This is a genomic window from Streptomyces sp. NPDC016677 (assembly GCF_055562815.1).
Window position 1 is genome coordinate 15,655 of record NZ_JBVHEO010000021.1, and the last position, 26,992, is coordinate 42,646.

Annotated in this window: 15 protein-coding genes and 1 pseudogene; 13 read left to right on the top strand and 3 right to left on the bottom strand. The window is 73.6% G+C overall.

What is annotated here, in order from left to right; translation table 11 throughout:
• Positions 1–24 precede the first annotated feature (24 nt).
• The 7 genes from ACZ3IG_RS33565 (at position 25) to ACZ3IG_RS33595 (ending at position 18,049) form a co-directional block, all read left to right on the top strand.
• Positions 25–1,791: an acyl-CoA dehydrogenase family protein gene (locus tag ACZ3IG_RS33565; protein WP_467436850.1), complete on the top strand. Its 1,767-nt coding sequence runs from the start codon at positions 25–27 to the stop codon at positions 1,789–1,791.
• A 10-nt stretch (positions 1,792–1,801) separates the two neighbouring features.
• Positions 1,802–6,712, top strand: coding sequence for a condensation domain-containing protein (locus ACZ3IG_RS33570; protein WP_467436852.1), 4,911 nt, complete (start codon positions 1,802–1,804; stop codon positions 6,710–6,712).
• On the top strand, positions 6,709–12,654 hold the full coding sequence (locus tag ACZ3IG_RS33575; protein WP_467436853.1) for a type I polyketide synthase: 5,946 nt from the start codon (positions 6,709–6,711) through the stop codon (positions 12,652–12,654). Before ACZ3IG_RS33570 ends, ACZ3IG_RS33575 begins: the two co-directional genes overlap by 4 nt.
• Positions 12,651–13,925, top strand: a complete 1,275-nt coding sequence (locus ACZ3IG_RS33580; RefSeq protein ID WP_467436854.1) for an MFS transporter — start codon at positions 12,651–12,653, stop codon at positions 13,923–13,925. The genes ACZ3IG_RS33575 and ACZ3IG_RS33580 overlap by 4 nt, the downstream gene beginning before the upstream one ends.
• Positions 13,926–14,184: 259 nt before the next feature.
• The gene (locus ACZ3IG_RS33585) at positions 14,185–14,946 is read left to right on the top strand and encodes a thioesterase II family protein (protein WP_467436856.1); all 762 of its coding nucleotides are present in this window, start codon (positions 14,185–14,187) and stop codon (positions 14,944–14,946) included.
• Complete coding sequence (locus ACZ3IG_RS33590; protein WP_467436857.1) at positions 14,943–16,820, top strand: amino acid adenylation domain-containing protein; 1,878 nt, start codon at positions 14,943–14,945, stop codon at positions 16,818–16,820. The genes ACZ3IG_RS33585 and ACZ3IG_RS33590 overlap by 4 nt, the downstream gene beginning before the upstream one ends.
• Positions 16,817–18,049, top strand: a complete 1,233-nt coding sequence (locus ACZ3IG_RS33595; RefSeq protein WP_467436859.1) for an argininosuccinate synthase-related protein — start codon at positions 16,817–16,819, stop codon at positions 18,047–18,049. The genes ACZ3IG_RS33590 and ACZ3IG_RS33595 overlap by 4 nt, the downstream gene beginning before the upstream one ends.
• A gap of 651 nt (positions 18,050–18,700) precedes the next feature.
• On the opposite strand, the gene ACZ3IG_RS33600 is transcribed toward ACZ3IG_RS33595, so the two are convergent.
• Complete coding sequence (locus ACZ3IG_RS33600; RefSeq protein ID WP_467436860.1) at positions 18,701–19,345, bottom strand: TetR/AcrR family transcriptional regulator; 645 nt, start codon at positions 19,343–19,345, stop codon at positions 18,701–18,703.
• A gap of 69 nt (positions 19,346–19,414) precedes the next feature.
• On the opposite strand from ACZ3IG_RS33600, the gene ACZ3IG_RS33605 reads away from it, so the two are divergent.
• Positions 19,415–20,350, top strand: coding sequence for a zinc-binding dehydrogenase (locus ACZ3IG_RS33605; RefSeq protein ID WP_467436862.1), 936 nt, complete (start codon positions 19,415–19,417; stop codon positions 20,348–20,350).
• Positions 20,351–20,710: 360 nt separating this feature from the next.
• On the opposite strand, the gene ACZ3IG_RS33610 is transcribed toward ACZ3IG_RS33605, so the two are convergent.
• Positions 20,711–21,436, bottom strand: a complete 726-nt coding sequence (locus ACZ3IG_RS33610) for an SDR family NAD(P)-dependent oxidoreductase (protein ID WP_467436863.1) — start codon at positions 21,434–21,436, stop codon at positions 20,711–20,713.
• Positions 21,437–21,541: 105 nt separating this feature from the next.
• Between ACZ3IG_RS33610 and ACZ3IG_RS33615 the strand changes: the two genes are divergently transcribed.
• Positions 21,542–22,495 (top strand): helix-turn-helix domain-containing protein, encoded by a 954-nt coding sequence (locus tag ACZ3IG_RS33615; protein ID WP_467436865.1) that lies wholly within the window; start codon positions 21,542–21,544, stop codon positions 22,493–22,495.
• 717 nt (positions 22,496–23,212) lie between these two features.
• Positions 23,213–24,178: a hypothetical protein gene (locus ACZ3IG_RS33620; RefSeq protein WP_467436917.1), complete on the top strand. Its 966-nt coding sequence runs from the start codon at positions 23,213–23,215 to the stop codon at positions 24,176–24,178.
• A 57-nt stretch (positions 24,179–24,235) separates the two neighbouring features.
• Here ACZ3IG_RS33620 and ACZ3IG_RS33625 read toward each other — a convergent pair.
• A pseudogene (locus ACZ3IG_RS33625) lies at positions 24,236–24,381 on the bottom strand (IS630 family transposase); the annotation flags it as partial.
• A gap of 33 nt (positions 24,382–24,414) precedes the next feature.
• Here ACZ3IG_RS33625 and ACZ3IG_RS33630 point away from each other — a divergent pair.
• The 3 genes from ACZ3IG_RS33630 to ACZ3IG_RS33640 all read left to right on the top strand — a co-directional run bounded on the left by ACZ3IG_RS33630 (position 24,415) and on the right by ACZ3IG_RS33640 (position 26,977).
• On the top strand, positions 24,415–25,305 hold the full coding sequence (locus tag ACZ3IG_RS33630; RefSeq protein WP_467436866.1) for a LysR family transcriptional regulator: 891 nt from the start codon (positions 24,415–24,417) through the stop codon (positions 25,303–25,305).
• A 251-nt stretch (positions 25,306–25,556) separates the two neighbouring features.
• A complete protein-coding gene (locus ACZ3IG_RS33635) occupies positions 25,557–26,471 on the top strand; it encodes a TIGR03564 family F420-dependent LLM class oxidoreductase (RefSeq protein ID WP_467436867.1) in 915 nt (304 codons plus the stop codon).
• Between the two features lie 50 nt (positions 26,472–26,521).
• Positions 26,522–26,977, top strand: a complete 456-nt coding sequence (locus tag ACZ3IG_RS33640) for a GNAT family N-acetyltransferase (RefSeq protein ID WP_467436869.1) — start codon at positions 26,522–26,524, stop codon at positions 26,975–26,977.
• Positions 26,978–26,992 lie beyond the last annotated feature (15 nt).

Sequence of the window (26,992 nt, forward strand, 5' to 3'; positions counted from 1 at the left end):
CTTCCGGAACGGAGACCCCGCACGATGGACAAGCGCCCGAGCAACCCCTGGTACAGCGCCGAGACACCCAGCGTCCTGGAACACCTGTACCGCGGTGAGCTGCGGTGGGACCTCATCAGCCGGTTCCCCCGCCAGGACCCGGCGGACCGGGCGGCCGGGGACGCGGCCCTCGCCGGCTTCGCGGACCTGCTGCGGGAGCGGGTGGACCCGGCCAAGGTCGACACCACCGGGCGGTTACCGGCCGGCCTGCTCAAGGCCCTGTCGGACGGCGGGTACGACCGGCTCCAGGTCGACCCGTCCCTGGGCGGCCTCGGGCTGTCCGCCCTCAACACCTTCCGGGTGGTCGAGACAGCGGCGAGCTGGTCGATGCCCACCGCCCAGATCCTCTCCGTGCAGAACACCATCGGGGTCGGCCCGTTCCTGCCGGCGCTGCCCCCGGGCCCCCTGCGGGACACCATCGAGGCGCGGACCCGCGCGGGCGTCTTCAGCGGCAACAGCGACACCGAACCGCACGGCGCCTCCAACCAGCGGCGCTACACCACCGCCACCCCGATCGAGGGCGGCGCCGCCTACCTCCTCAACGGGACCAAGGTCTTCTCGGGCAACGCCCCGATCTCCGACATGGTCAACGTGACCGCCACGGTGCGCGACGGCGACGCCGAACGCGTGCGGCTGGTCTTCGTCAGCACCGACAGCCCGGGCGTCCGGATCAGCGCCCACCACGACTTCATGGGCCTGAAGGGCTTCCCGTCGGGAGCCGTCACCTTCGACGACGTACGGGTACCGGCCCACATGGTGATGGTCGAGGGCGAGCACAACCGGCGCCTGACGCCCGAACTGTACCGCCGTCTGGTCGTGGGCCGCGTGCACACCATCGGCGCCCCCTCCCTCGCGATGAGCCGGCTCTGCCTGCGCTGGGCCCGCGAGTTCGTCGCGCGCAGGCAGATCGACGAACGCCCGCTGGCGTCCTACGACGAGATACGGCGCAACGCCGCCGACACCCTCGGCGAGGTCTTCGCCCTGGAGACGCTGGTCCAGTGGTGCCTGCTGGCCGAGCGACAGGCAGCGGCCAACCCGGCCTTCGAGCAGGTCGCGGCGAAGAACCTCTCGTCCATGACGGCCTGGCGGGTGGTGGAGCGCACCATGTCCCTCTACGGGGCCGAGGGGTACGAAACCGAGGTCAGCAAGGCCCGCCGCGGCGTGCCGCCGGTGCCGCTGGAGCGGGTCTTCCGGGAGGCGCGCGGGCTGCGCATCTCCGGCGGCGTCGAGTTCATGCTGGACATCTGGATGGCGCAGAAGGCCATCTTCTGGTGCTACTACCCGCTGCCCGACACCATCGACGCGATCGAGTCGGCCGAGCCCGACCTGAGCTGCCTGGACGAGGCCGACCTGACCGAGGCCAACCTGGACCACCTCCGGTTCGCCGTCACCGAGATCAAGGCCCTCGCCCGCACCTGTGCCGCGCTGGCCCGCCGCCATCCCGACCAGAACGAGCTGTTCGAACGGGAGCGCCTGCTCGTCCCGCTGACGCAGATCGGCAACGAACTGCTGCTGGTCTCCCTCGTCCTGGGCCGGACGTCGTCCCTGGGCACCGAGGGGGACGGGACCACCCAGGACCTCGCGGACGTCTACTGCGCGGAGGCCCGGCTGCGGATCGCCGACGCGTGGCGCCGGCACCGGGCGGCGGACTCCCCGGCCGCGTCCCGGGTGGCCGACGACTGGTTCGCCGGGGAGCGGTTCGCGGAGCTCCTCCCGGACGCCGCGGTCGACTCGCTGATCGCCGGAAAGTGAGGGAGGAGCGATGACGTCCCGCACCCAGCGCGACAGCGTTCCGCTGTCGGTGGGCCAGGAGGCCATGTGGATCTCCTGGAAGGTCGATCCGGACCAGCACACCCACATCGTCTCCAGCCCGTTCCGCGTCGAGGGCGAACTGGACACCGCCCGGCTCGCGGCGGCCGTGGACCGCCTGGGCCGGCGCCACCCGACGCTGCGCGCCCGCGTGGTCCGCGACGCCGACGTCACCCGGCTGACCTGGGCCGGGGCCCCGGCGATCCCGGTCACCGAGCACAAGACGGACCAGTCGCTGGACGCGTTCGTCCGGGCCCTGTGGCAACGTCCCTTCGACCTCGACTCGGGCCCGCTCGCCCGCGTCGACGTGGTGCGCGGCCAGGACGCGACGGTGCTGCTCGTCACGGTGCACCACCTCGTCTTCGACGGCTCCTCGATCCTGCTCCTCCTCGCCGGGCTGCGCCGGGCCTACGCGGGGGCCGATCTGGGCGGCCCCGAGGACCCCGAGCCGCTCGCCGCGCACGCCCGGCGCTCGCACGCCTACGCCGACGGGCCGGAGGGCGAGGAGCTGCGAGCCTTCTGGCGTGGCCACCTCGGCGACGCCGTACCCGCCCTCCGGCTGCCGGCCGGTTCCGACCCGGCCGGCTACACCGTGCACCGCAGCGACCTGGACCCCGAGCTGTCCGCGGGGGTGAGCCGGTGCGCGGCCGGGCTGGGCGTCAGCCGGTTCACCGTGCTCTACGGCGCCTACCTCGTGCTGCTGCGCCAGGTCAGCGGCCAGGACGACCTGCTGGTCTCAGCGCCCCACCACGGCCGGGACACCCCGGACCTGAAGGACCGCATCGGCTTCTTCGTCAACGCCCTGCCGATCCGTCACCGCCTCGGCGGCGACGACACCTACGCCTCCTTCCTGCGCCGGCTCCGCGCCGACGTGCGCGCCTGCCAGCAGCACGGCGCTCTGCCGCTGCCCGCCATCCAGCGGCAGGCGGGGCTCACCGGGCGCGCCGGACGCGACCGGTCCCACCAGGCCGTGTTCGCCTTCTGGGACGCCTCGCGCGACGCGAACGTCGACGTCAAGGCGTTCCCCTTGGAGGCCGACGGCACCTCGTGCACACTGCGGCTGCTCGACCAGGAGGGCACGGCGGACTACACGCTGACCACGATGGTCCGGGAGGACGGCGGCGCGACCAGCGTCCTGTGGAAGGACCCGCGGGGTGCGGTCGGCCCCCGGCTGGTCCAGGAGCTGGCCGCGCAGTACCTCCACACCCTGGCGGAGATCGTCGCCGACCCGCGACGCCGGCTCCCGGCGCCGTCGCCGGCCGCCTCGCCCGCCGGGCAGGAGGCGCCGGCCACCGGGACGCGGGGCCCTGAACGCCCGGAGGGGCAGGGCGCCGGCCCGGTCGGCGGAGCACACCTCGACGCGCTGGCCGGGATCTGGGCCCGCACCCTGAGCTGCGACCCGCCCGGCGAGGACGACGACTTCTTCGACCTCGGCGGGCACTCCCTGATCGCCAACACCCTGCTGGAAGCGGTCGACCAGCACTTCGGGGTGCAAGTCCCGCTGCGCGACCTCTTCGAGTTCTCGCGCTTCGGCGACTTCGCCGCACTGCTGCTGAGGCGTCTGCCGCAACCGGACCCCACGGCGCGGAGCGGCCCGGCCGTGTTCCCGGCGTCCGGGTTCCAGGAGCGCATCTGGTTCGCGCAGCGCCTCGAACCCGGGACGGCCCTGTACAACGTCCCGCTGTGCTGGACGGTCGACGGACGGCTGGACGCGGACGTGCTGGAGCGGGCGCTGGCGCTGCTGGTGGAGCGGCACGAGATCCTGCGCACCCGGTTCGTCCAGGAGGACGGGCGGCTGCTGCAGCGGGTGGGCGGGGCCTGGGCGCCGCGGGTGGAGACGGCCGGTGTCGGCGAGGACGGGCTGGCGGACTGGGTTCGGCAGGCGGCGGGAGAGGCGTTCGACCTGGAGTCCGGGCACCTGCTGCGGGCGGCCCTGCTCGACCTGGGCACCCGGCACGCCCTCTTCCTCTGCTTCCACCACCTCGTCCTGGACGGCGAGTCCGCCGCGCCCCTGCTGCGCGAACTGGACCGCTGTTACGGCGAGGCCGCCGGGGTGGCCGCCCACGCCCTGCCGGAGAATCCCGCGGGCAGCGCGGAGGCCCACCGGTCGCCCGTCCGGACCGAGGTGTCCCGGATGTGGTCCGACGTACTGCGCACCGACGGTCCCCCTCGGGCGGAGGACTCCTTCTTCTCCTCCGGCGGCACCTCGCTGCTGGTCACCACGCTGGTCCGCCGGATCAACGACCGGCTGGGCTGCGGCCTGAAGCTGCGTGATCTGTTCGAGCACCAGCAGTTCGCGGACCTGGTCCGGCTGGTCGAGAGCCGGCTCGGCGGGGCGCGGGCGGCATCCGCGCGGGCCCTGACGGCGGACGAACTGGCGGCGGCGGTGCCGGCGTCCGGGTTCCAGGAGCGCATCTGGTTCGCCGAACGCCTCGAACCCGACGCCCTCTACAACGTCTCGCTGTGCTGGACGGCCGACGGACGGCTGGACGCGGACGTGCTGGAGCGGGCGCTGGCGCTGCTGGTGGAGCGGCACGAGATCCTCCGCACCCGGTTCGCCGAGCACGACGGACGGCTCCTGCAGCTCATCGGCGAACCGTGGGCGCCGCGGGTCCGGCGGGCCGGACTGGCGGAGGCGGGACTGGCGGACTGGACCCGGCAGGCGGCCCGGCAGCGCTTCGACGTCGGCTCGGGGCGCCTGCTGCGGGTGGCTCTGCTCGACCTGGGCACCCGGCACGCCCTCTTCCTCTGCTGCCACCACCTCGTCCTCGACGGCGAGTCGGCCGCCGTCCTCCTGGACGAGCTGAGCGCCTGCTACGCGGCCGCGGCCGGGGACACCGCCGATCTCCCCGAGCCCAAGCAGTACCGGACCTACGTCCAGGACGCCGCGGACAGCCACCGGACGTCCGGCGCGGCTTCGCTCGACCACTGGGCGCGGGCCCTGGACGGCGCCCCCAGCGCCCTGACCCTCCAGCACCCCGCCCCCGAGGGGCCGCACGGCGCCGTGCGGGTACCGCTGCCGGCCGACCTGCCGGCGCGTCTGAAGGACGTCCTCAGGCAGCGGAAGGTGTCCTGGTTCATGGTGATGGCGACCGCCCTGGCCGTCCTGCTGCACCGGCGGACCGGCAGGGACGACATCACCTTCGGCACCTTCGTCTCCGACCGCCGCACCGGCGACGCCCGCATGGTGGGCCCCACGGTGAACACCGTCGCGCTCCGTTCCCGGCACACCCCCGAGGACACCCTCGCCGACCTCCTCGCGGCCATGCGCTCCACCGTGCTCGACGCGGTGCAGCACCAGGGCGCGCCGTTCGACGCGGTCGTCGAACGGCTCGCGCCCCCGCGCCGTCCCGGGCGCACCCCGTACCTCGACGTCGCCCTGAACATGAACGTCGCCGCGCGCTCCCGCCTCTCGCTGGACGGGACCGAGCTGACCCCCGCGCCGGTCGGCTCCCGGTGGGAGGACGACCTCAAGTTCGGTCTCACGGTCAACGTGCACGTGGTGGACGGCCGCCTGGAGGCGGCCCTGTCCTACCGCGGTGACCGCCTGTCGGGGCAGGCGGTGCGGGAGCTCGCGGCGGGCCTGGCCGAGGTGGTCGAACGGCTGCCGCAGACCCTGGACCGTCCGGTGGCCTCCCTGCTGCCCGGCCTGACGCCGGTGCGCGACGAGGAAGCCGCGCCCGCCGGGCCGCCGCAGTTCCGCGACACCCTCCGGTCAGCGCCCGGCGCCCCCGAGGACGGCCCCGGCCTGGACTTCTGGAGCCGCTACCTCCACGAGGCACCCGTCTACCTCCCCATGCCCGTGCCGAAGGAGCCCGAGCCGCACCGGTCGCTGGCCGTGCCGCTCGGCGAGGGCGTCCTGACCGGTCTGCGCGCGCTCCAGGCGGAGCACGGGGTGTCCCTCTACATGGTGGCCGCCGCCGCGCTGGCCACCACCCTGTACTGGTGGACGGGGCAGAACGACATCGTCTTCGGCACCCCGGTCTCCACCCGCGAGCAGGGCTTCGAGGACGTCCTCGGCCCCTGCCTGAACACGGTGGTCATCCGGTGCCGGCGCGGCCGTTCGGACACGCCCGCGGCCGTGCTGCGCCAGGTCCGCGAGTGCGTGCTGCAGGCCTTCGAGCACCAGCGGGTCCCCTTCGAGAGGGTCGTCGAGCGGCTCAACCCACCCCGCCGGCCGGACCGGGCCCCCTACATCGACGTGACGCTCACACTGGAGCCGGCCGGCGGCGGCGCGGCGCTGCACGGACACCGGCTGGAGCCGGTGGAGGTCGCCCAGACCCACGACACCCTCGGCAAGTTCGGGCTCGCCGTCGCCGTCACACAGACCGGGGACCGGCTGTCGGTGCTCCTCAACCACCGCGGCGACCGCGTCGGGGCCGCCGACGCCGACACCTTCGCCCGGGTGCTCGGCCAGGTGTGGGAGGCGTTCGCGCTGGCGCCGGACCGGTCGCTCGGCGCCCTGGACCTCGCCGCTCCCGCGGCCACGGCGGCCGACGACGACCGCGGCGGACCGGTGGTCACGGTCGCCGGCATGTCCACGGCCCAGCTCGAACGCCGCATCGCCGAGGTCTGGCGCGAGGTGCTGTCCGTGCCCGACGTGGGCACCGCGGACAACTTCTTCGACCGGGGAGGCAACTCCGTGCTGCTGTCCACCCTGCACCACCGGCTGCGCGCGGAGCTGCGGGTGGACCTGCCGATCAGGCACCTGTTCCAGTTCCCGACGGTGGGCTCCCTCGCGGCGGCCCTGAGTGGCGCTTCCCCGCAGTCCCGGGCCCCCTCGGACGACGAGTTCCGGCAACGGGCGCGCCGGGGCCGGCGGGGCCGGCCGGGCGCCGGGCGCGGCAGGGGGAACGGCCGGTGAGCGAGAACGAGACGATCGCGATCGTCGGCATGGCCTGCCGCTTCCCCGGAGCGGCGGACACGGACGCCTACTGGTCGGCGCTGCGCGACGGCAAGGACGGCATCAGCCGCTTCAGCTCCGGCCAACTGCTGGCGGCCGGGGAGGACGCCGACCTCGTACGGCGGGCTGAGTACGTGCCGGCCCGCGGCGTACTGGACGGCGGGGACCGCTTCGACTGGGCCTTCTTCGGCTACAGCCGGGCCGACGCCGCGCGCATCGATCCGCAGCAGCGGGTCTTCCTCGAATGCGCCGCGACGGCCCTGGACGACGCCGCCCTCGACCCGCGCCGTTTCCCCGGGTGGATCGGCGTCTTCGGCGGCGTCGACGCCGGCACCCCCCGGACGGAGGACGAGGGCGACCCACTGGTGCGCATGGTCGGCCGGGAGAAGGACTACGCGGCCACCCGCATCGCCTACAAGCTGGGGCTGCGCGGCCCGGCCATCACCGTGCAGACGGCCTGTTCCACCTCCTTGGTGGCCACCCACATGGCCTGCCAGAGCCTGCTGTCCTACGAGTGCGACGCCGCGCTGGCCGGTGGTGCCGCCCTGTGGCTGCCGCAGACCCGCGGCTACCTGTACCGGGAGGGCCACGTTCTGTCCCGGGACGGTCGCTGCCGCCCGTTCGACGCGTCCGCCACCGGCATGCTCACCAGCAGCGGCGTCGGCGTCGTCGTCCTGCGTCGGCTGTCCGACGCCCTGGCGGACGGGGACCGGATCGTGGCGGTCATCCGCGGTTCGGCCGTCAACAACGACGGCGAGGAGAAGGTCGGGTTCACCACGCCCGCCTTCGCCGGGCAGCGCGACGTCATCCGCATGGCGATGGCACAGGCCGACGCGGACCCGGCCGACATCTCCTACGTGGAGGCGCACGGCACCGGCACGCGGGTGGGCGACCCGGTCGAGGTGGCCGCGCTGGCGGCGGCCTTCGGGGACGCCCCGCGCCCCGAGCGCTGCTGGCTCGGCTCCGTGAAGAGCAACCTCGGCCATACCGGGGCGGCCTCCGGCGTGGCCGGTCTGATCAAGACGGCGCTGATGCTGCGGGCCAGGGCGTTGGTCCCGACCCTGCACTACCGCAGCCCCAACCCCGAACTGCGCCTGGAGGAGACGCCGTTCCGCATCGCCGCGCAGGCGGATCCGCTCCCGCAGGACGGTCCGCTGCTGGCCTCCGTCAGCTCCTTCGGGCTCGGCGGGACCAACGCCCACGCCGTCCTGGAGGCCCCGGCCGTGGACCCCCGGCCGCCCGCGCGGCCCGTCCCGCGCCTGTTCGTCCTGTCCGCGGCGACTCCGCGGGCCCTCGAACGGCTCCGCGAGGAGACCGCCGGCAGACTGGAGGAGGACGGAGCGCCGCGCATGGACGACGTCGCGCGGACCCTGGCCGCGGGCCGCCGCGAGCGCCCGCACCGCCTCGCCGTCCGCGCCACCGACCCCGCCGGACTCGCCGCCGCGCTGCGCGACGCCGCCCCCTCCCCCGCCGCGAGGACGGCGGCGCGGACCGCGTTCCTCTTCCCCGGCCAGGGAACCCTGCGCCCCGGCGCCGGCCGGGCCGCCCACGACCTGCTGCCCCGGTTCCGGGAGACCTTCGACGAGGTGGCGGAGCTGGCCGCGGACGGCTTCGGCACCCGGCTGACCACGCTCCTCTCTCCCGACACCGCCCCGGACCGCGTCCATGACATCGGCTTCCAGCAGGTGGGGCTGTTCGCCGTCGGCTACTCCCTGGCGGAACAGCTCAAGGCCTGGGGCATCGAGCCGCGGGGGATGCTGGGGCACAGCCTCGGCGAGTACGTGGCCGCCACCTGCGCCGGCGTCTGGACGGTGCCCGACGCCCTCGCCCTCGTCCACGAACGCGGCAGGGCCATGCGCGAGGCCCCCGAGGGCCGGATGCTCGCCGTGATGGCGGACCGCGAGACCGTCCGGCGCCTGCTGGAACGCACCGCGGGCACCGGCGAGTACTGGATCGCGACGGACAGCACCGACCACACGGTGCTGTCCGGACGGCCGGACGACATCGCCGCCCTGCACCGGGCCCTGGAGGCACAGGGCGCCACCACCCGGCCCCTGGACATCGACCGGGCGGGGCACTCCCCGCTGCTGGACCCCGCCACCGCCGCCCTGCGCGCCGCGGTCGCCGCCGCCCCGGCCCGCGACGGCGCCCACCGCGTCGTCTCCAACCTCACCGGCACCTGGGCCGGTCCCGAAGACCTCGGGGACCCGGAGTACTGGGCTCGGCACTTGTGCGACACCGTGCGGCTGACCGACGGTTTCGACACGCTGCTGGCCGACGGGTGCGAGGTGTTCATCGAACTCGGCCCCGGGGTCTCCCTCTCGCGCGGCGTGCGCCGGCACGGGCGGTGGGATCCGGACGGGGCGGCCGTGACCCTGCTCGGCCCCAAGCCCCAGGACGAGCGGGCGGCGCTGCTGCAGGCCCTCGGGACGCTGTGGCAGCACGGCCTGCCGGTCCCGCTGGAGGAGCTCACGGCGGAACCGGGGGCGAGGCGGGCGGCGCTGCCCCCGCATCCGCTGGAACCCAGCCCCTGCACCCCGCCGTCCACCGGCCCGGCGTCCCCGGCCGGACGGGAACGCGGCGCGGCGGTGGAGTCGGCGGCCGGGGAACCGCTGACGCACGAGCGCTGGGTACAGACCCCGTCGGCCGCCGCCGGCCACCACGACCTGGTCCTCCTCGCGGACGCCTCGGACACCCTCCCGGAGGGTTTCGCCGCCGCGCTGGCCGGTCCGGAACCGGCCGGGCCGCCGGTCCGCCTGGAGGCCGGACAGGAGGACGGCGCGTCCCGGGCGGCCGCCGAACGGGACGCCGCCGCACCCCTGATGGTCGTCGTCGCGAAGGGACCGGTCGACGGGGCGTACGTGGACGGCCTGGACGGGCTGGCCGACCGCTGCGGGACCGACCTGCTGGTCGTCGCCCCCGGCGCGATCGGGTTCCCCGAGCCCGGCGGCGCCCTGGCGGCGTGGGCCGAGTACCGGGCGCGCCGCCCCGGTGCGCGGCCGGTGTACGTACTGGACCCGGGGAGCGGCACCGCCCCCGCCCTGCCGCCCGCGCTGTCGGCCGACGCCCGCGTCTACGCCCACGACCACGGCCACTGGTGGGCGCGGGCCCGGGGCCCGCTGCCGCGGCCGGCCGCAGCGGCGCGCACCGCGCCGAGGGCGGCGGTCGTGGCCGCCGGACGCGAGGGGGCGCGGCACGCCGCCGCCCTGGCCGCCGCGGGACTGCGGGTCGGCGCGTTCACCGCCCTCCCGGGGACCGCCGGGCCCGGGCCGGTCACCGCGGCGGCCGTGGACGAGACGCCGTGGAGCGAGCAGGGGCCACGGCTGTCCCGGCGCCCGGACCTCAACCGCGCCCTCGACGACTACTGCGCCGCGCTCATCGCCCGCCTCGTCCTGGACCGGGCGGCACTGCGGCCCGGCTCCGCCACGGGCGAGGACGGCCTGCGGCGGCGGCTCGACCCGGACGGCCGGCTCCCGGCGGTGGTGGACTTCCTCCTGCGCACCCTGGTCTCCCGCGGCTGGCTGCACCGCGCCGGCACGGAGGTCACCGTGGACGCCGGGGCGGCGGCCCTGACGGAGACCGCGTGGCAGCGCCGGGAGTCCCTCGGTGAGGTGCCCGGGCTGCGGCTGATGCTGGAGGAGGTCGCCGCGGCCTTCCCCGATGTCCTCGACGGGCGGCGCGAACCCGTCTCCGTGCTGTGGCCGGACGGGGAGGAGACGCTGCTGCGGGAACGGCTGCGGGACAACGAACTGGCCGTGTACGACGCGTCGGCGGCCCTCGACGCCCTGGCCGCCACGGTGCGCGCGGCGGGTGCCGGGCGGTCGGGCGGCGACGCGCCGCTGCGGGTGCTGGAGGTCGGAGCGGGCCACGGCACCTTCACCTGGCGGCTGCTGGAGCGGTGGCCGGAGCGCGGCGCGGCCGAGTACCACGTCACCGACGTCAGCCCGTTGCAGGCGCGCAGGGCCGAGGCCCGGGCCCGTGAACTCGGCCTCGACGGGCTGCGGTTCGGTACCTTCGACATCACCGCGGACCCGGTGGAGCAGGGGCTCGCTCCCGGCACGTACGACCTCGTCGTCGGCTACAACGTCGTCCATGTCGCGCCCCGGGTCCGCCAGGCGCTGCGGGGCCTGGGCGGACTGCTGCGGCCGGGCGGGCTGCTCGGCCTGGTCGAGCTGACCGAGGTCCCGCTGTGGAACCACCTGCTCAACAGCCTGTCGCCCGGCTGGTGGGACTTCGACGACGACCTGCGCCAGGACTCCATCCACCTGGACCAGGCCGCCTGGCGCCGGGCGCTGGAGGACACCGGGTACACCGGCGTCCGTGTCCTGCCGGAGGACGGGCAGGCCGATCACGCGCTGCTGCTGGCCACCGCGCCCGGCCGCCCGGCCCCGGACGGCCCGCTCCCCGCCGGGACCGGACACGCGCCGGGCGACGAGGCGGTGGACGCGGTCGTCGTGCTGACGGACGGCACGGACCCGCTGCCGCCGGCGGAGCGGCTGGCGGACCTGTGCGGCGCCCCGCTCGCCCCGGGGGCCGGTATCTGGTGGGTCAGCGAGGACCCGCCGGCCGGCGCCGGCTGGCGCGCGGAGGCCGCCCGGTCCCGGCTCGATCCCCCGCACGGCGCGCGGTCCGTGCACCACGTACGGCTCCCCCGGCTGGACGCCCCGCACCTGCGGCACCTGCCCCCGCTGATCGGCCGGGACGGGGTGCCGGACGTCGTCCGGGTCTCCGCCCCGCTCCTTCCCACGGCCCCGCAACCCCTCCGCGCCCCGGACGCCGGCGGGACCTCCCAGGCCGCCGTCCCGCCCGCGAGGGCCGCGCGGGACTCCCAGGAGGACCGTCCGGCGGCCCTCCTGGCGGAACTGTGGTGCGAGGTCCTGGGTGTGCCGCGCGCCGAGCCTTCGGACGAGTTCTTCGCCCTCGGCGGCGAGTCCCTGATGGCCGTCCACTTCCTCACCCAGGTCCGCGAACGGCTCGGCGCGGAGGTGACCATGGCGGACTTCGTCGCCGCGACCACCTACGGACGCCTCCTCGAAGAGGTCCGCCGGGCCCTGCCCCGGCAGACGGAGGCCGCGGCGACGCGGCGCGCGCCGGCCGGCCTCGTCCCGTTCCGCACCACCGGGAGCAGGACACCGGCGTTCTTCGTCGCCCCGGCGGCGGGCAGCTCCCTGTGCTACCGGGAGCTGGCCGCTCTCCTCGACGACGACCAGCCCTTCTACGGGCTCGACTCGCCCGGCCTGGAACCCGGCACCCGTCCCCTGCACCGCTTCCAGGACCTGGCCTCCCACCACATCGCGGCGATCCGGCGGGTCAGGCCGCACGGCCCGTACGTGCTCGGCGGGTGGTCCATCGGGGCGATGGTCGCCCACGAGATGGCCAGACAGCTCCAGGCCGCGGGCGAACGGGTCGAGCTCCTCCTGCTGGTCGACGGGCTGCTGCCGCACACCCACGGCTGGCCCGTCGCCACCCGCCCCAAGCACCTGGCGCACAACCTGTGGTACCACCTCCAGGCCAGCGCCGGAACCGTCCGCGGCCTCGGCCGCGGCACCGGCCTGGGCAAGACGCTCGCCGTCACCGCCGAAGGGCAGGCGGGCGGCCCACGGAGCGCTCCGGCCGGGGAGGGGCCCGGCCCCGCGTTCGTGCGGGTCCACAACGCCGGCATCCGCGCCATGCTCCGCTACCGCCCCTACCCCGCCAGGTGCCGGACGGTCCTGTTCAAGACCGGCATGGACGCGCCCGGCCTGGCGCTGCTCCGCGACAGGCTGGCCCCCCTCTACCCGGCGGGCCTGCGGGTCGAGCCCGCCGCCGGGGACCACTGGACGCTGCTCTCGCACGACCACGTCGGCAGCCTCGCCGCCGCGGTGGAAAGCGAGTTGGCTGCCCTGGTCGAGGTGCGCCGGTGACCGGCGGGCCCGGCCGCGGACGCCGGGAGGTGGCGGCGCTGCTGGCGGCCGAGGTGGCGTCCCTGACCGGGTCCCAGCTCAACACCGTCGCCCTGCCCTGGTTCGTGCTGACCACCACCGGTTCGGTGGTCCGGATGAGCTGGGTCCTGGCCGTCTACTTCCTGCCGGCCGCGCTGTTCGGCATCGTCGGCGGCGGCTGGGCGGGCCGGGTGGGGGCCCGGCGCTGGATGATCCTCTCCGACCTGTGCCGGTTCCCGCTGACCGCCGCGGTGCCGGTCCTGCACGGCCTGGGCTGTCTGTCGTTCCCGCTCCTGCTCCTGCTGGTCTTCCTGACCGGCGCCTTCTGGGCGCCCTACATGGCCAGCCAGCAGACCGTGCTCGCCACCGTGACGGGCGAGGACGAACGGGCCCTGGCCCGCTCCGGATCGCTCCTGCACGGTGCGACCCGGACCGCCGTCGTCCTCGGCCCCCCGGCCGGTGCGGCGCTGGTGGCGGTGGTCGGGGCACCGACCGTGCTGCTGATCGACGCGGTGAGCTTCCTCGTCGCCGCGGCGCTGGTGGGCTGGGGGGTGGCCGACCGCGGGCACGAGAGGCAGGACGGCCCCGCGCGGTCCAGGGTCCGCGAGGCCGTCGGCGTCCTGCGGCGGGACCGGCTGCTGCTGTTCTGGTCCGTCGGCACGATGGTCACCGAGGCCGCCGGACAAGCGCTCCTCGCGTCGTTCCCCATCCTGGTCACGCTCCATTTCCGGTCCGGCGTGGGCCTGGTGGGCGTGCTGCTGGCGTGCTTCGGCGCGGGCGCGCTCGCCGGCAGCCTGCTGGCCCCGCTGGTCCTGCGGCGCACCACCGCCACGGGGCTCGCGACCTGGGCCAAGGTCGTCCAGGTGGTGACGCTGGTCCCGCTGGCCTTCCCCCTCCCGCCGCCGGCCTTCGGCACGGTCCTCGTCGTCTGGGGGATCTTCGTCGGGCTGACCAACGGCCCGGCGACGGCGGTACGGCTGCTGCGCCTCCCCGTCCGGCTGCGGACCGAGGCGATGGCCGTCGTCACCACCGTCACCCTGCTCGGCGGCACCGCCGGCCTGCTGCTGGTGGGCGTCTCCTTCGAACGGTTCGGCACCCGGGTGCCACTGATCATCATGATCGCCGTCCAGGGGGCCGGGGCCGCCCTGTTCCTCATCGGAACCGTCCGCTACGGCGCCGGCCGGCCCCCGCACACGCCCCCCGCGGACCCCGGTCGCGGCCCCGAGAGGGCGCCCGCCGGGAGAACCGGCTGACCAGGCGCGACGGCCGCAGCCCGGTCCCCCGCCCCTTGCCGCCACGACCCCCACGACCCGCCGCCGGACCGGTCCGGCGGCGGACGCACCGAAAGGTACCGACCTTGTCCGATCCGAAAACCCGCCCCCCGGCTGTCCGCGCCGCCCGCCGCGCCGGACCCGGCCGCCCGCCGTACAGCGGCACAGCCGCCGCCCCCGCCCGGCACGGTGCCCTCCCGGTCCGCTCCGCGGCGGCCCCGGGCGCCGGCGAGGTGGGCGCATGACCGGCAAGCCCTACACCTTGGGCGGCGCCGCCCCGGACGCGGCGCGCCTGCGCGTCCTGCTGGTCCCGCACGCCGGCGCCGGCTCCTCCAGCGCCCTGGCCTTCCGCCGGCACGTCCCGGAGACCTGGGCGGTGGCGGCCGTCCGGCTGCCCGGCCGGGAATCCCGCATCCGCGAACCCGTGCCCGGTCTGCCCGGCCTGGTGGCCGAGGTGACCGCCGTCGCCCGTGCCCTCCCGGGCAGTGGACCGCTTCTCGTCGTCGGCGTCTGCTCCGGGGCCGTGATCGCCCTGGAGGCCGTCCGCGAGCTGCAGGTCACCGATCCCGCCCTGGTCGGCGGCTTCGTCGCCGTCTCCCAGTGGGCCCCCGACCAGCCCCCGGAGACCACCACGGGCACCGGCTCCGGCGACGAACAGGACCTGCGCGAGGAGCTGCGCGCCTACGGCGCCCTGCCCGGCGCCATCGCCGACGACGACCTGCTGCGGACCTACCTGCCGGTCATCGCCGCCGACATGCGGGCCGTCCAGGACCATCGCGCCGGCCCCGAGCCCACCCTGGCCTGCCCGTTGCTCGTGGTGGCGGGCGAGGACGATCCGCTGTGCGGCGAGGACCGGCTCGCCGGGTGGTCGCTCTACAGCGGCACGACACGGCAGGTCCTGCTGCCGGGCGGGCACATGCTGCTCACCGAGGCACCCGAGCCGCTCGCGCACTGCGTCGCCGGCAACCTCGATCTCTTCACCGGTTGGGAGGCCGGAGCATGAGCACCACCGGTTCCACGGGCCCGGCGCCCGCCCGGCGCGAGCCCGCTCCCGACCGGCCCGCGGCGCCGTTCGGCCGCTCCCGGAGGGTCGACACCCTCCTGCTGGAGACCTGGGACCGCGACCCGCACCACGCGGCGCTCATCGATCCCGAGACCGGCGCCGTGGTGACCGCCGCCGACCTCAAGCAGCGGGTGCTGTGGACGGCCCGCGCGCTGCGGGAACACGGCGTGCGCCCCGGCGACCTGGTCGTGGTCCACCAGAAGCGTTCCGTCGCCTTCGTGGTGTCGATCCTGGGAGTGCTGTTCGCGGGCGGTGCCCAAGTGGCCCTGGACGTCGACGACCCGCCCGAACGGACGCTGGAGACGATCGCCGACTGCGCCCCCCGCCTCGTCGTCACGGGCCCCGCCTCCCGGCTCTCCACCCCGGTGCCCACGCTGGTCGTCACAGGAGCGGAGCACACCCCCGACGTGCCGCACGGCACACAGGACGCGCCGCACGGCACGCAGGACGCCGCCCAGCCGGCCGTCGTGCTGTACACCTCGGGCTCCACCGGGCGCCCCAAGGCGTCCCTGATCAGCCATGACGCCCTGGTCTCCCGGCTGAGCGCGCTCCAGACGACCCATCCGATGGGGGCCCACGACCGGATCGTCCACCACACCACCTGCACGTTCGACATGTTCCTCGTCGAGACCTACTGGCCACTGCTGGCGGGCGCCACGGTGGTGGTCGCGGCCCACGGCAGGCAGCGAGACACCGACTACCTGGCACGCCTGATCCGGGAGTACGACGTCACCACCTTCTACTGCGTGGTGTCCCTGCTGGAGCTGTTCCTGCTGACACGCGGCCCCGACGAACGCTTCGACGGTCTGCGCCAGGTCCTGACCGGCGGCGAACCCCTCAGCCCGGAACTGGTCAAGCGGCTGTACGCCCGGTCCACCGCCTCCCTCACCAACCTCTACGGCCCCAGCGAGTGCACGATCTACTGCACCGCCTGGGAGTGCCCGCGCGATCCGGACCTCGAAACGGTGCTGATCGGCTCCGCCATCGCGGAGACCAGCTTGTGGATCCTCGACCCGGACGGGAAACAGGTCCCGGACGGGGAGGCCGGCGAGCTGTACATCGGCGGCGCCGGTCTCGCGCTCGGCTACCTCGGCCGGCCCGAACTGACCCGGGAACGCTTCGTCCCCGACCACCTCGGAACGCCCGGTGGCCGGCTGTACCGCTCGGGCGACCTGGTCCGCGCCCGTCCTGACGGCGCCCTGGAGTACCTCGGCCGCGCGGACCGTCAGATCAAGGTGCGCGGGGTACGCGTCGAGCCGGGCGAGATCGAGTCCGCCGCCGTCCGCTGTGCGGGCGTCCGACAGGCCGCCGTCGTCGCGGAGGGACAGGGCAGCGCCAAACGGCTGGTCGCCTTTCTGGTGGCCGAACCGGACCAGGACGGCACCGGGCTGGTGGAGACCGTACGCGCCCACCTGCGCTCCGCGCTGCCCGCTCGGCTGGTCCCCCCGAGCATCCGTCTCGTCGCCCGCCTGCCGCTGACGGCCAACGGCAAACTCGACAGCGCCCTGCTCACCCGGTGGGCGGCGGACGCCCGCGCCGACACGGCGTCGGGCCTCGACGGCATCGACACCGACGGTCCGCTGGAGGACGTGGTCGCCCGGATCTGGCGCGCCGTCGTGGGAGCGGACGACATCGACCCGGACGACGACTTCTTCGACATAGGCGGCGACTCCTTCAAGGCCGTGCGGATCGTGGAGGAGACGCAGCGTCTGCTGGCGGTGGCCACCCCCCTGGAGACCCTGCTCCAGGAGCCGACGGTCCGCAGCTTCTCCACGGCATTGCGTCAACTGATCGAACAGGAGCAGGCATCTTGACCACCACCACGTCACTCGGCGGACCCGGCACCGGTCCCTTCCCCGGCGGCGCCTCGCCCGTCAGGTCCTTCCACGACATCGAGTCCGGCGGCCTGGACCGGGGCAGCCCCGTGGTCGTGCTCTTCAGCGGCGGCCTGGACAGCACCTACCTGCTGCACCGGCTGACCGCGGCCGGCTTCGAGGACATCCACGCCCTCTACGCCGACCTGGGCGCGGGCGAAGACATCGAGGAACAGAAACACGTGGCCGAACAACTCTCGGTCCACCTGCACGTCCTCGACGGACAGCAGGTGTTCGCCGACGAGTACGTCCGGCCCGCGGTGGCCGCGCAGTCGTTCTACCTCGGCACCCACCCCATCAGCTCTTCCCTGAGCCGTCCGTTCATCGTCAAGCTCGCCGTGGAGCTGGCCACCTCCCTGGGCGCGGAGAGCATCCTGCACACCGCCAACCGGTCGCAGAACACCATGCGCAGGCTCAACGGCGCGCTGCGCGACCTCGGCTGGAAGGGCGCCTACGGCAGCCCCTACTACCTCGACCCCGTCGAGCGCGACCGGAAGGCCCGCGAACTCGAGTCCCACGGGATCGTGCACATGAGCAAGCGGCTGACCAGCGTCGACTCCAACCTGTGGTGCCGTGAGTTCGAGTCGGGCGTGCTGGAGGACCCCGAGGGGCACGCCGTCCCGGAGCACCTCTACCGGTGGAGCGTGCTGCCCGCGCTGGGCGCCGAGACGGAGTTGGAGATCGGGTTCGACCGCGGCGTGCCGTGCTCGGTGGACGGCGCCGCGCTGCCCCTGCGCGAGGTGGTCGACATCCTCAACCACCGGGTCGGGGCCTGCGGCATAGGCCGGTTCAGCGGCCTGGAGCACCTGGAGGGCGGCCAGAAGGTCCTGGAACTGCGTGAGATGCCGGCTGCCTGGATCCTGCTGCGCACCTACCGTCACCTGGAGACCGCGACGCTCGACGCGGAGAGCATCCGGGAGAAGATGCACATCGAGCAGATCTGGGTGCGCGAGGCACTGGAGGGACGCTGGTTCGCCAGTCTGCGCCGGGCCAGTCAGTCCTTCATCGACGTCTGCGCCGCGCAGGTGTCGGGGACGGTCCGCTGGCGCCTGCGGAACGGGACGGCCGACACACTCTCCATCCGGGCGGCGGCCCCGCTCTACCTGACGGACCGGGAGGAATGGGAACGGCAGTTGACAGCGGAGTCCGCGGCGCCGGCCGCCGGGTGACGCGAGACGTACTCACCCGCCCCGGAGACGAGTGACGTGCGCTGGGAGGCGGCCGGGGCGACCGAGGACGGGTCTCTCGCCTCCGTGCGCGGCCCCATCCAGCCCGTCGCCGACCTCATGGCCCACGAACAACGGCCCACGAACAGTCGTCCTGTGACAGGCAGCAGGGAAGACGATGGGCGGTGCCCGGTCGAGGAGGAGGCCGCATCGGGCCCCGCACCGTCCCTCCTCTCCGAGCTGCTTGCCCGTCGCGGGCGCGACGCACGAGGGCGTCCAGCGCCACGACTCCCTTGCCGTCCAGTCCGACCGGGAGCGGATCGGCCTCGGCCTGCACGAGTTCCGGGTGGTCGGTCGGCGGTGACGCTCGCGGGGACGGGCGTTCCCGCCTCACGCATGCGCGCCCCGAGCGCGGAGCCGGGGGCGTCACGCTCAGTGCGCGCAGGGCGAGCTGGTCGACCAGGACTGTGATCACCGTCGGCGACGGTTCCCGCTCCCCGCGGTAGGGCGGGTACGAGTGGTGAGGCCGCTGCTCCCGGCGAACGGATTCGAGGCCGCACCGCCTTCGATTCCCGAGCCGATGCCAAGTATCCGCCGCCGGCGCTTCGGCCTGAGACGGTTCCGTCGTCCACGGGATCGGCAGCGGAGCATGTCCTATGCGCCTGGCCGTCCTGTTGCCAGTGCCGCGACCTCGGGGATCGTGTCGAAGGCCGTACGGATGTGTCGGACGAGCCCCGCGCGGTCCTGGCGCGCGGCGTCCGACGAGATCCACGTTTCCAGTGCGCAGTGCCAGGCAGCCAGCATGAGGTCGAGCAGCAGGCGCAGTTCGGTACGGCTGTGGAGCTGGCCGGCGGGCCGGTCCGCCACGATCCGAACGACGCTCGCGGACACCTCTGAACAGTGCCGCAGGCTGTGCGCGGCCAGCGCCGGGGTGATGTCCGCCAGACGGCGGCTGGCCAGGAAGCGCCGCTCCCAGCCGTCCGCCATCTGATCCAGCGCCACGAACAACGCGTCTTTGTAGGCGTCGAACAAGGGCTCACCACTCAGGGGTCGCGCCTCGATGTCGGTGAGGTAGGCGGCCCACAGTTCCTTCTCCGGAGCCAGGGCCACGTCTTCCTTCGACGTGAACGTGCGGAAGAACGTGCGCTTGGAGACCTCTACCGCATCGACGATCTCATCCAGGGTGACCCCAGCGAAACCCCGTGCGGTGAACAGCTCCAGGGCCGTATCGACCAGAGCCTGGCGAGTCCGCAGCTTCTTGCGCTCACGCAGCGGCAGTTCCTTCAGATCCTTCTGCACAAGCAGCAGTCTACCAATCCGCGATTGCCCCTTGTAGGCACATGCCATCGAGTGGCACTATCTCTCTTCATGCAAGCACTGATGATCGATCACTCAGCTCCGGGTCACCTCGCGCTCACCACGGTCGCCGACCCCGAACCGGCCGCCCACCAGGCCTTGGTGCGGGTCCACTCCTTCTCCCTGAACTCCGGCGAGGTCCACCACGTGATCCCCGAAGGCGAACCGGGCACGGTGCCCGGCTGGGACGCCGCGGGCGTGGTGGTCCAAGCAGCCGCCGACGGCACCGGTCCCGCGGCCGGCACCCCCGTCGTCACCGTCGGGGCGGACGGCGCCTGGGCCGAACTACGCGCCGTGGACACCGCTCTGATCGGCACCGCGCCCGCTGGGGCCGACCTCGGCCCCATCAGTACGCTGCCGGTCGCAGCGGGGACGGCCCTCCGCGTCCTGCACCGCGTCGGCCCGATCCTGGGGCGACGTGTCCTGGTGACCGGGGCAGGCGGCGGCGTGGGCCGGTTCACCTTGCAACTCGCGGCCCGAGGCGGCGCACATGTCACCGCGATGACCAGCGATCCGGCGAAGGCAGACGCACTGCGCGCACTCGGCGCCCACGAGATCGTCACCGACCTCGCCGCGCTCCAGCACCTCGAACCGGTACACGGCGTGGTCGAGCTGGTCGGCGGTGCCCACATGGTCGGCGCACACGGCGCCCTGGCCGAGCACGGTGTGCTGGTCGCCGCTGGTCATATCTCCGGCGACGGCGAGCAGTTCCCCTACCGAGCTTTCTTCGGCGACAGCCGTCGACACAACCGCCAGATCGTCACCTACTTCCTGCTGGACGACGCCGCGGGACTGGGCGACGACCTCACCTGGCTCGCCGCGCTCACCGCCCGCGGCGAACTGGACCCGCAGGTCGCCCTGCGTACCGACTGGTCGGAGGCGGCGTGGGCAGTGGCCGAACTGGCAGGCCGCCGGGTGCCGGGCAAGGCCGTCATCGACATCCCCTGACCCTGCTCTTCAACCCGTGAGGTGGTTGCGGGTCTCGACGCGTTCCGCAGGTCTCCGGGCTCGAAACGCTGAGCGCTCTCCACCCGTAACGCCGGGTTCGTGGCAGGCGGGCGGAACAGACGCGTGCGGCGCGGCCAACTCGGCTCCTGCCCCGGCCGTACCCGCGGTGGTGGTACACCCCGGCTTCCGGCTGCCGCCCGAGCAGCGCTTCTGACAGCAGGGCCTCTTGGCAGGTCGGGGGTACGAACCAGACCGATGGCCAGGAGGCCCTTTGCCGCGGTCTTGTCGCGCTTGCATGGTTCCAGGGGCGGGGCGGGCGGCCCGAGGGCCGGCGCCAGGTGGAAGTCGGGTGAGTCAGGCTCAGGACTCGACGAACTTGTCCGCCAGGCCCAACTCCGCGTAGTTGTCCGGCAGGTCACGGATGACCAGCTCGGCCTCGGTCCGCTCGTTGTGCAGTCGCCAATAGGCGTCGGCGATGGTCTGCGGCTGGGAGTCGTGGCCGCCTTGGCCGATGTAGGCGGCGATCGCCACATGCGCGGCGTACACGCCGGTCCCGGAGAGTGCCTCGTGCAGATTGAGGATCCAGTTGCGCATCCCAGCGGTGGCGATCTGGACGTTCGCCACGTGAGGGACGATCATCGGCCCCGAACCCGCGCCGCTGGTGACCAGGACCGTCCCCGAGCCACGGGCCAGCATGCCGGGCAGGACGTGCTCGACCGCCGCGACGCCGCCGAGCAGGTACAGGTCCAGCTGGGCGAGGACCGAGTCGACGGTGACCTTCGTGGCCTCGACGATCGGGGCCCGGCGCAGGTCTTCCACAGACGGCGCGGGCGAATACTCGAGCACGTCGATGGGTCCCAGCCGATCCTCGACGGCGGACAGCGCCGCGTGCAGAGCAGGACGGTCGGTGACGTCGGCCGGGAACACCTCGACCCGGGAGCTGCCGCCGGACAGGCTGTCGGCGACAGCCTCCAGCGTCGTACGGTTGCGGGAGACGAGCGCCACGTCGAACCCCTCGGTGGCGAATCGTCGGGCGATCGCTCGTCCCAGCTGCGGGCCTGCGCCCACGATCGCGATCGTGCTCATGTCTCACCTCGGTGTCAGTGCGGCGGTTACGCCGAAACCATAGGAAGGTCTCGACGTGAGGGCTCGGACCGGTGCGACAAGCTGGATGGAAGATGCGCGACAACGATGAACAGCACGATCTCGGTGGACCTGAGCGGCGCCCACGCGTTCCGGGACTTCGCACAGGAATGGCGGGCCCGGATGGGTGAGACCTTCGCGCTGGCGTCCTACAGCCGGGCGACCGTCGGCAGCTTTCGCGCACGGTCCCGCGGGTTCCGGCTGCGGGACGTGATGTTCAACCGCTTCGAGAGCGCCGCCGCCCTCCGGACGACGGGTCCCCGGGCCGGGGCCGATGATCACGTACGACTGTGGATCGTCCACCGCGGCACCTGGCGCTTCGCAGAGCCGGGGGGAGCCGAGCACACGGTCCCGGCCGGCCGTTTCCTGACACAGACGGGGCACCTGTCGCATTTCGCCACGACGCCGGGCCACACCGTCCAGGTGCTGGTACTGCCCGCCGCCGAGATCCTGCGCGGAGAAGGCACGGCGGCCTCCGGTCCGGCCGACTCCCCCGAAGTACGGTTGCTGACCGCGCACGCCACCATGGTGAGCCGGGTGCTGGACGGCCTGGGACCCGCCGGGATCGACGCCGCCCGGGAAACCCTGCTCGAACTGGCCCGGGCCGCCCTCCGCGGCGGCCTCGACGATGTCGAGCCTCGGCTGGCGCCGGCGCTGGCCCAGGCCGCCCGGGACCTGGCCGACCGGCGGCTCACCGACCCCGCCCTCTCCCCGGCGGCGCTCGCGCGGAAACTCAATGTCTCCGTGCGCACCCTGCAACGCGCCTTCGCCTCCGAAGGCCAGTCACCGGGCGCCTACATCCGGGATCGCCGCCTGGAGGAGGCGCGCCGCGCGCTCACCGCACCGCACCGGCGGATGACCGTCTCCGAGATCGCAGCCCGCTGGCAGTTCGCCGACAGCGGCCATTTCGCCCGCGCCTTCCGCAGTCGCTACGGCCGGACCCCGAGCGAGTACGCCGCGCTCGCCGCTTCTGGAACGGATGCCGCGCAGCTGAAAATGTGACCGGGCACCGTCCGCGCCGGGCCACCCGTACGGGACCACTACCAGCAGACGAAGAACCTCCTGGTCTCGTACTCCGCGAAGAAGATGGGCTTCTTCTGAAGCCCGTGCGTCCGGCGCCGCCGCGCCGGCCAGCTTCCGGACGCGTTCGCGCACTCCGGGCGAGCACCGCCGGATTCGGTGCGCGCGGGGGAACGCGGGATGCGGAGCGCCGCGGTTCCGTCTTGTCCGGAGCCTCGCCCGACGCCTGCGCCTGCATGCGTCGAGGACCGTCCAGTGAGCGTACGGCCTGTCTCGCATGCCTACGCGGCGCGCGACTTGACCGGGGCAGAAGGGCGCTGCCCGGCGCTCCTCGGCTTGGCCTCAGTGAGCGTGGCGAGGACCAGGGACAGCAGCCGGGGCAGCTGCGGCGCATGACCCCCGACTCCAAGGCGGGCAAGGCCCACCACCGGCTCTGAGACCAGGCCGGAGGTCCCTACGGACACCTCGCCACTGCCCGCGAGGACAGTACTCTCACCCTTTCACCCGTTGTCTCGCTGTGACAGCCTTGTGGGCTGAGAAAGACTCCGAGCTGCCTCTCACCGCCGCAATGGCCGACCTCGGCCGGGCCCGGATCAGGGCGAGAGCGGCAACTCACGGCACCATGGAGGGCCCGGGTTGAGGGAACGAGAGCGGCAGCAGGATTCCCGGCACTCGTCGGCCCGGCTTGCCCCACCTGCCGTGACGCGTGATACGCCGCCAACCGGTATCGGCGCCGGGGCGGCTCCCGGCCCGCGCGAGGTGATGGTGCTCCAGAGGCTGGCCGGCAACGCCGGCACCACCAGGCTGCTGGCTCAGCAGAGTGCGGGCAGTGGTCGCCCCGGCCCCCAGCAGCGGCCGGGTACGGCGCGCCTCGTACAGCGCGCGGTCGGCCGGGACGCCGACGCGGGAACCCAGGTCCGCACGGTAGAGGGGCGAGCGGGCGCCGGCGTGACCGCTGCCGCTCGGGTCGTCCAGCGGGTGCCGTGGCCCGACCCTGCCGCGGCCCACCAGCGCATACTGGAGCAGGGGTGGCGGGTAACCGAGGACGGCGGGTACACCAGGGCTCAGCAGCCGGAGACCGGAGAGACGGCCGGCGGCCGACAAGCGGAGACCGCGCAACAGGAGCAGGAACAGAAGCAGGAACAGAAGCAAGAGCAGGAACAGAAGCAAGAGCAAGAGCAGGAGCAAGGCGGGGACGACCGCATCACGCTTCGCGTATTGGTACGGAAGAACGCCAGTTTCCGTGACGAGGACTACTTCGATCAGGTCGGTCACTCCTGGGTGGCGTTCTACAAGAACGACAAGTTCCTTTCCTCCGCGGGCTTCTATCCCAGAGACGGGCGGATCAACGAGGCAGCACCGTTCCGGAGTGTGCCCGGCGAGGTGCGGATAAATCACGACGATCCGAGCAACGCGACCACCGAGTTGTCCGTCCCCCTCACTCAGAAGCAGTTCTCGAAGGCGCAGAAGTACATCGACACAAATCTGTACCGCGACTACAACGTGTTGCGCCACAACTGCACCGACTTCGTGATCGGGGTGCACAAGGCCGCCACCGGCCACAGTCCTCCCGGCCGCAACCTGCTGATACCGAACAACCCCAACGATCTGCACTCCGGCATCAAGAAACACAAGAAAAGGGCAAGTAGGGCGGGAGCCGGGTAGGGGCCGGGCCGGTTCCGGCTGTGAAGCCGTCGAGGGTGTCGGGCGGTGCCGAAGGCAGACTGGCACGATCGGCACCCTGAGGAGCTGGTGGACGCCGTCGATCAGTGCGATGAAGTCCCGCTCTCCCGTGCTGCGACGTTTGCCCTTGCCGGCGGGCTGGGCCGCAGACGGTGGCACAGCCGAGTCCGGGAACCGGGCCGCACCGTGCGGCGAAGCGCATCGTCTATCGTCGTAACGTGCCCGATCTAGAGCTGCGACACCTCAAGTACCTCATCGCCGTGGCGGAAGCCGGCAGCATCACGCGGGCGGCGCAGCGGCTCATGATGACCCAGCCGGCGCTGTCGCGGGCGATCAAGGCGCTGGAGCGCACGGTCGGCGTCCCCCTCTTCGTGCGCCGCTCCCACGCCACGGAACTGACAGTGGCGGGAGGGGCGTTGCTCTCCGAGGCGTACGAATTGGTGGGCCGTTCCCAGGCCGCTCTTGAACGCGCCCGCGGCATGCGGTCCGAGGCGGAGACCCTCACCGTGACCGCTCCTCTGTGTGACGTCGTGGCCGTGACGGCGGCGAGCCGGTCCTTCGAGGCGGACCGTCCGGGTGTGCGGGTGAATGTCGTCCCGCGCGAGTGGCTCGCCCAGCTGCACGAGTTGCGAGCGGGCGCGGCGGACGTGTCGTTCCTGCGGGACCGCCACGACCGGGACGGACTGACCGTCGACCGGCTCGCGCGCGAAGAACGCAAGGTTCTGCTCCCTGCGGACCATCCCCTGGCCGCCCGCGAGAGGCTGACCCTGTCCGACCTGTGGGACGAGCCGGTCACCCACTGGGCCGGCATGTCCCCGGAGGAGGCGGACCACTGGACCGCAGCCGACGCCGACGGACGCCCGAGACGGCACGGCCCTCTGGTGCGGAACGCGACCGATGTGCTCGCCGCTGTCGCCCTCGGCCGGGCCGTCGCCTTCGTCCACGGCTCGACCCTGCCGGACACCGAGCTGCCCGGGCTGCGCGTGCGTCCGGTCGACGGCCTCTCCTGGAGCAGTCTCGAGATCGGAGTGCCGGCCCACAACGCACACCCGATCGCCGAGGAGTTCGTGGAGCACGCGCGCGACCAGTGGGCTCCGACAGGCCGTTGACCGCCACACGCGGCGAGACGCCACGCACGGCACGGCGGCCCTGTCCCGGCCGGGCATGCCGACCGGGCATGCCCGGCGCTGCCGCATCGGCGTTACCGGGGGGACCGTTGCCACTGGTTGGATCACGGGTGAACGTCCGACGTGCCGACCGGACGGAGTTCCGCGCGGACGCGTAGGCCCCGCACCGTGCCGGACCCCGTGGCAACCCCTTGGTGCGACACGGCGAGCCGTCGGCACTTGGAGGAGACAGGATGCGCATCGGGCTTGTCGTGGATGAGAGCGGACCGTCCCTGGAGACGATCGTCGATCAGACCCGGGCCGCCGCCCGGGCCGGCTTCGGCGGGGTGTGGATGAGTCAGCGTACGGGCCGGGACACACTGACCACACTGGCGGTCGCGGGGCGGGAAGTGCCGGGTCTCGAACTGGGCACAGCGGTGATTCCCACACACCCCAGACACCCACTGGCACTCGCCGCACAGGCGTTGACCGTGCAGGAAGCCGTCGGCGGCCGCTTGGTGCTGGGTCTCGGCGTGAGCCATCGGCCCCTGGTCGAAGACCAGTACGGCTACTCCTTCGACCGTCCCGCCCGTCACCTGCGCGGTTACCTGTCCGCCTTGATGCCTCTGCTGCGCGGTGAGAGCGTCTCCTACCAGGACGAGACGCTCACGGCGGCAGGTGCGGTCCAGGTGCCGGTGGCGAGGGCGACCTCCGTGCTCGTCGGCGCGCTCGGCCCGGCCATGCTCCGGGTGGCCGGTGAGCTGGCCGACGGAACCATCACGACGTGGACGACTCCGAAGGCTGTCGCCGACCACATCGTGCCGCGGATCACCAAGGCGGCGGGGCGGCGCTCGCCCCGTGTGGTGGTGTCCGTGCCGGTCTGCCTCACGTCCCAGGAGGACCAGCGGCGCGCGTGGGCCGCCGAGAGCTTCGCGATGGTCGCCGAGATCCCCGGCTACCGCGCCATCCTCGAACGTGGCGGCGCCGACGGCCCCCAGGACGCGGTCGTCCTCGGGGACGAGGCCCGCGTCGAGCGGCAGATCCGGAGCCTGTTCGACGCGGGTGCGACCGATGTCGTGGCGATGCCCGTGGGGCCGGCCGAGGAGCGGGCCCGGACGCTCGATCTGCTGAGCGCTCTGACCACTGCGGGCCCTCAGGAACTCGGATGACCGACGCGTCCCCGACAGGGCTGCCGCCCGGACGACTTGACTGGAGTGACATGACGTTCACCATCTCGCAGGAGCCCTGGGACTGTGCCGACGGCGATCGACTTCGTCGTGCCATGGAGACGGAGCTGGCCGCCCGTTATGGCATCCCGGACCAGGAAACCGACAAACCGACCGCGGAGAACGTCGACGTGTTCCTGGTCGCCCGTGACGCCGCCGGAGTCGCGACCGGCTGCGGCGCCCTGCGCCTGCTGCCCGACGGCACCGGGGAGATCAAGCGCATGTACGTCTCTCCGGAGGCTCGCGGCACGGGCGTGGCCGCAGGCATCCTGCGTGAACTCGAGGAGCACGCACGCCGACGCGGGATCCTCACCGTGCAGTTGTCGACCGGCGTCAAGCAGCCCGACGCGATCCGCCTCTACGACCGCGAGGGCTACCGGCGCACCGACGGCTACGGCCCCTACAAGGGCCACCCCATGGCCGTCTGCTTCGCCCGCACCCTGGTCTGAGGCGGCCGCCGCCGG

What these genes read in the sequence shown, in the direction of transcription:
- ACZ3IG_RS33565 (WP_467436850.1), top strand. Translation starts at nt 25, where the DNA reads ATGGACAAGCGCCCGAGCAACCCCTGGTACAGCGCCGAGACACCCAGC.
- ACZ3IG_RS33570 (WP_467436852.1), top strand. Translation starts at nt 1,802, where the DNA reads ATGACGTCCCGCACCCAGCGCGACAGCGTTCCGCTGTCGGTGGGCCAG.
- ACZ3IG_RS33585 (WP_467436856.1), top strand. Translation starts at nt 14,185, where the DNA reads ATGACCGGCAAGCCCTACACCTTGGGCGGCGCCGCCCCGGACGCGGCG.
- ACZ3IG_RS33590 (WP_467436857.1), top strand. Translation starts at nt 14,943, where the DNA reads ATGAGCACCACCGGTTCCACGGGCCCGGCGCCCGCCCGGCGCGAGCCC.
- ACZ3IG_RS33605 (WP_467436862.1), top strand. Translation starts at nt 19,415, where the DNA reads ATGCAAGCACTGATGATCGATCACTCAGCTCCGGGTCACCTCGCGCTC.
- ACZ3IG_RS33610 (WP_467436863.1), bottom strand. Translation starts at nt 21,436, where the DNA reads ATGAGCACGATCGCGATCGTGGGCGCAGGCCCGCAGCTGGGACGAGCG.
- ACZ3IG_RS33615 (WP_467436865.1), top strand. Translation starts at nt 21,542, where the DNA reads ATGAACAGCACGATCTCGGTGGACCTGAGCGGCGCCCACGCGTTCCGG.
- ACZ3IG_RS33635 (WP_467436867.1), top strand. Translation starts at nt 25,557, where the DNA reads ATGCGCATCGGGCTTGTCGTGGATGAGAGCGGACCGTCCCTGGAGACG.
- ACZ3IG_RS33640 (WP_467436869.1), top strand. Translation starts at nt 26,522, where the DNA reads ATGACGTTCACCATCTCGCAGGAGCCCTGGGACTGTGCCGACGGCGAT.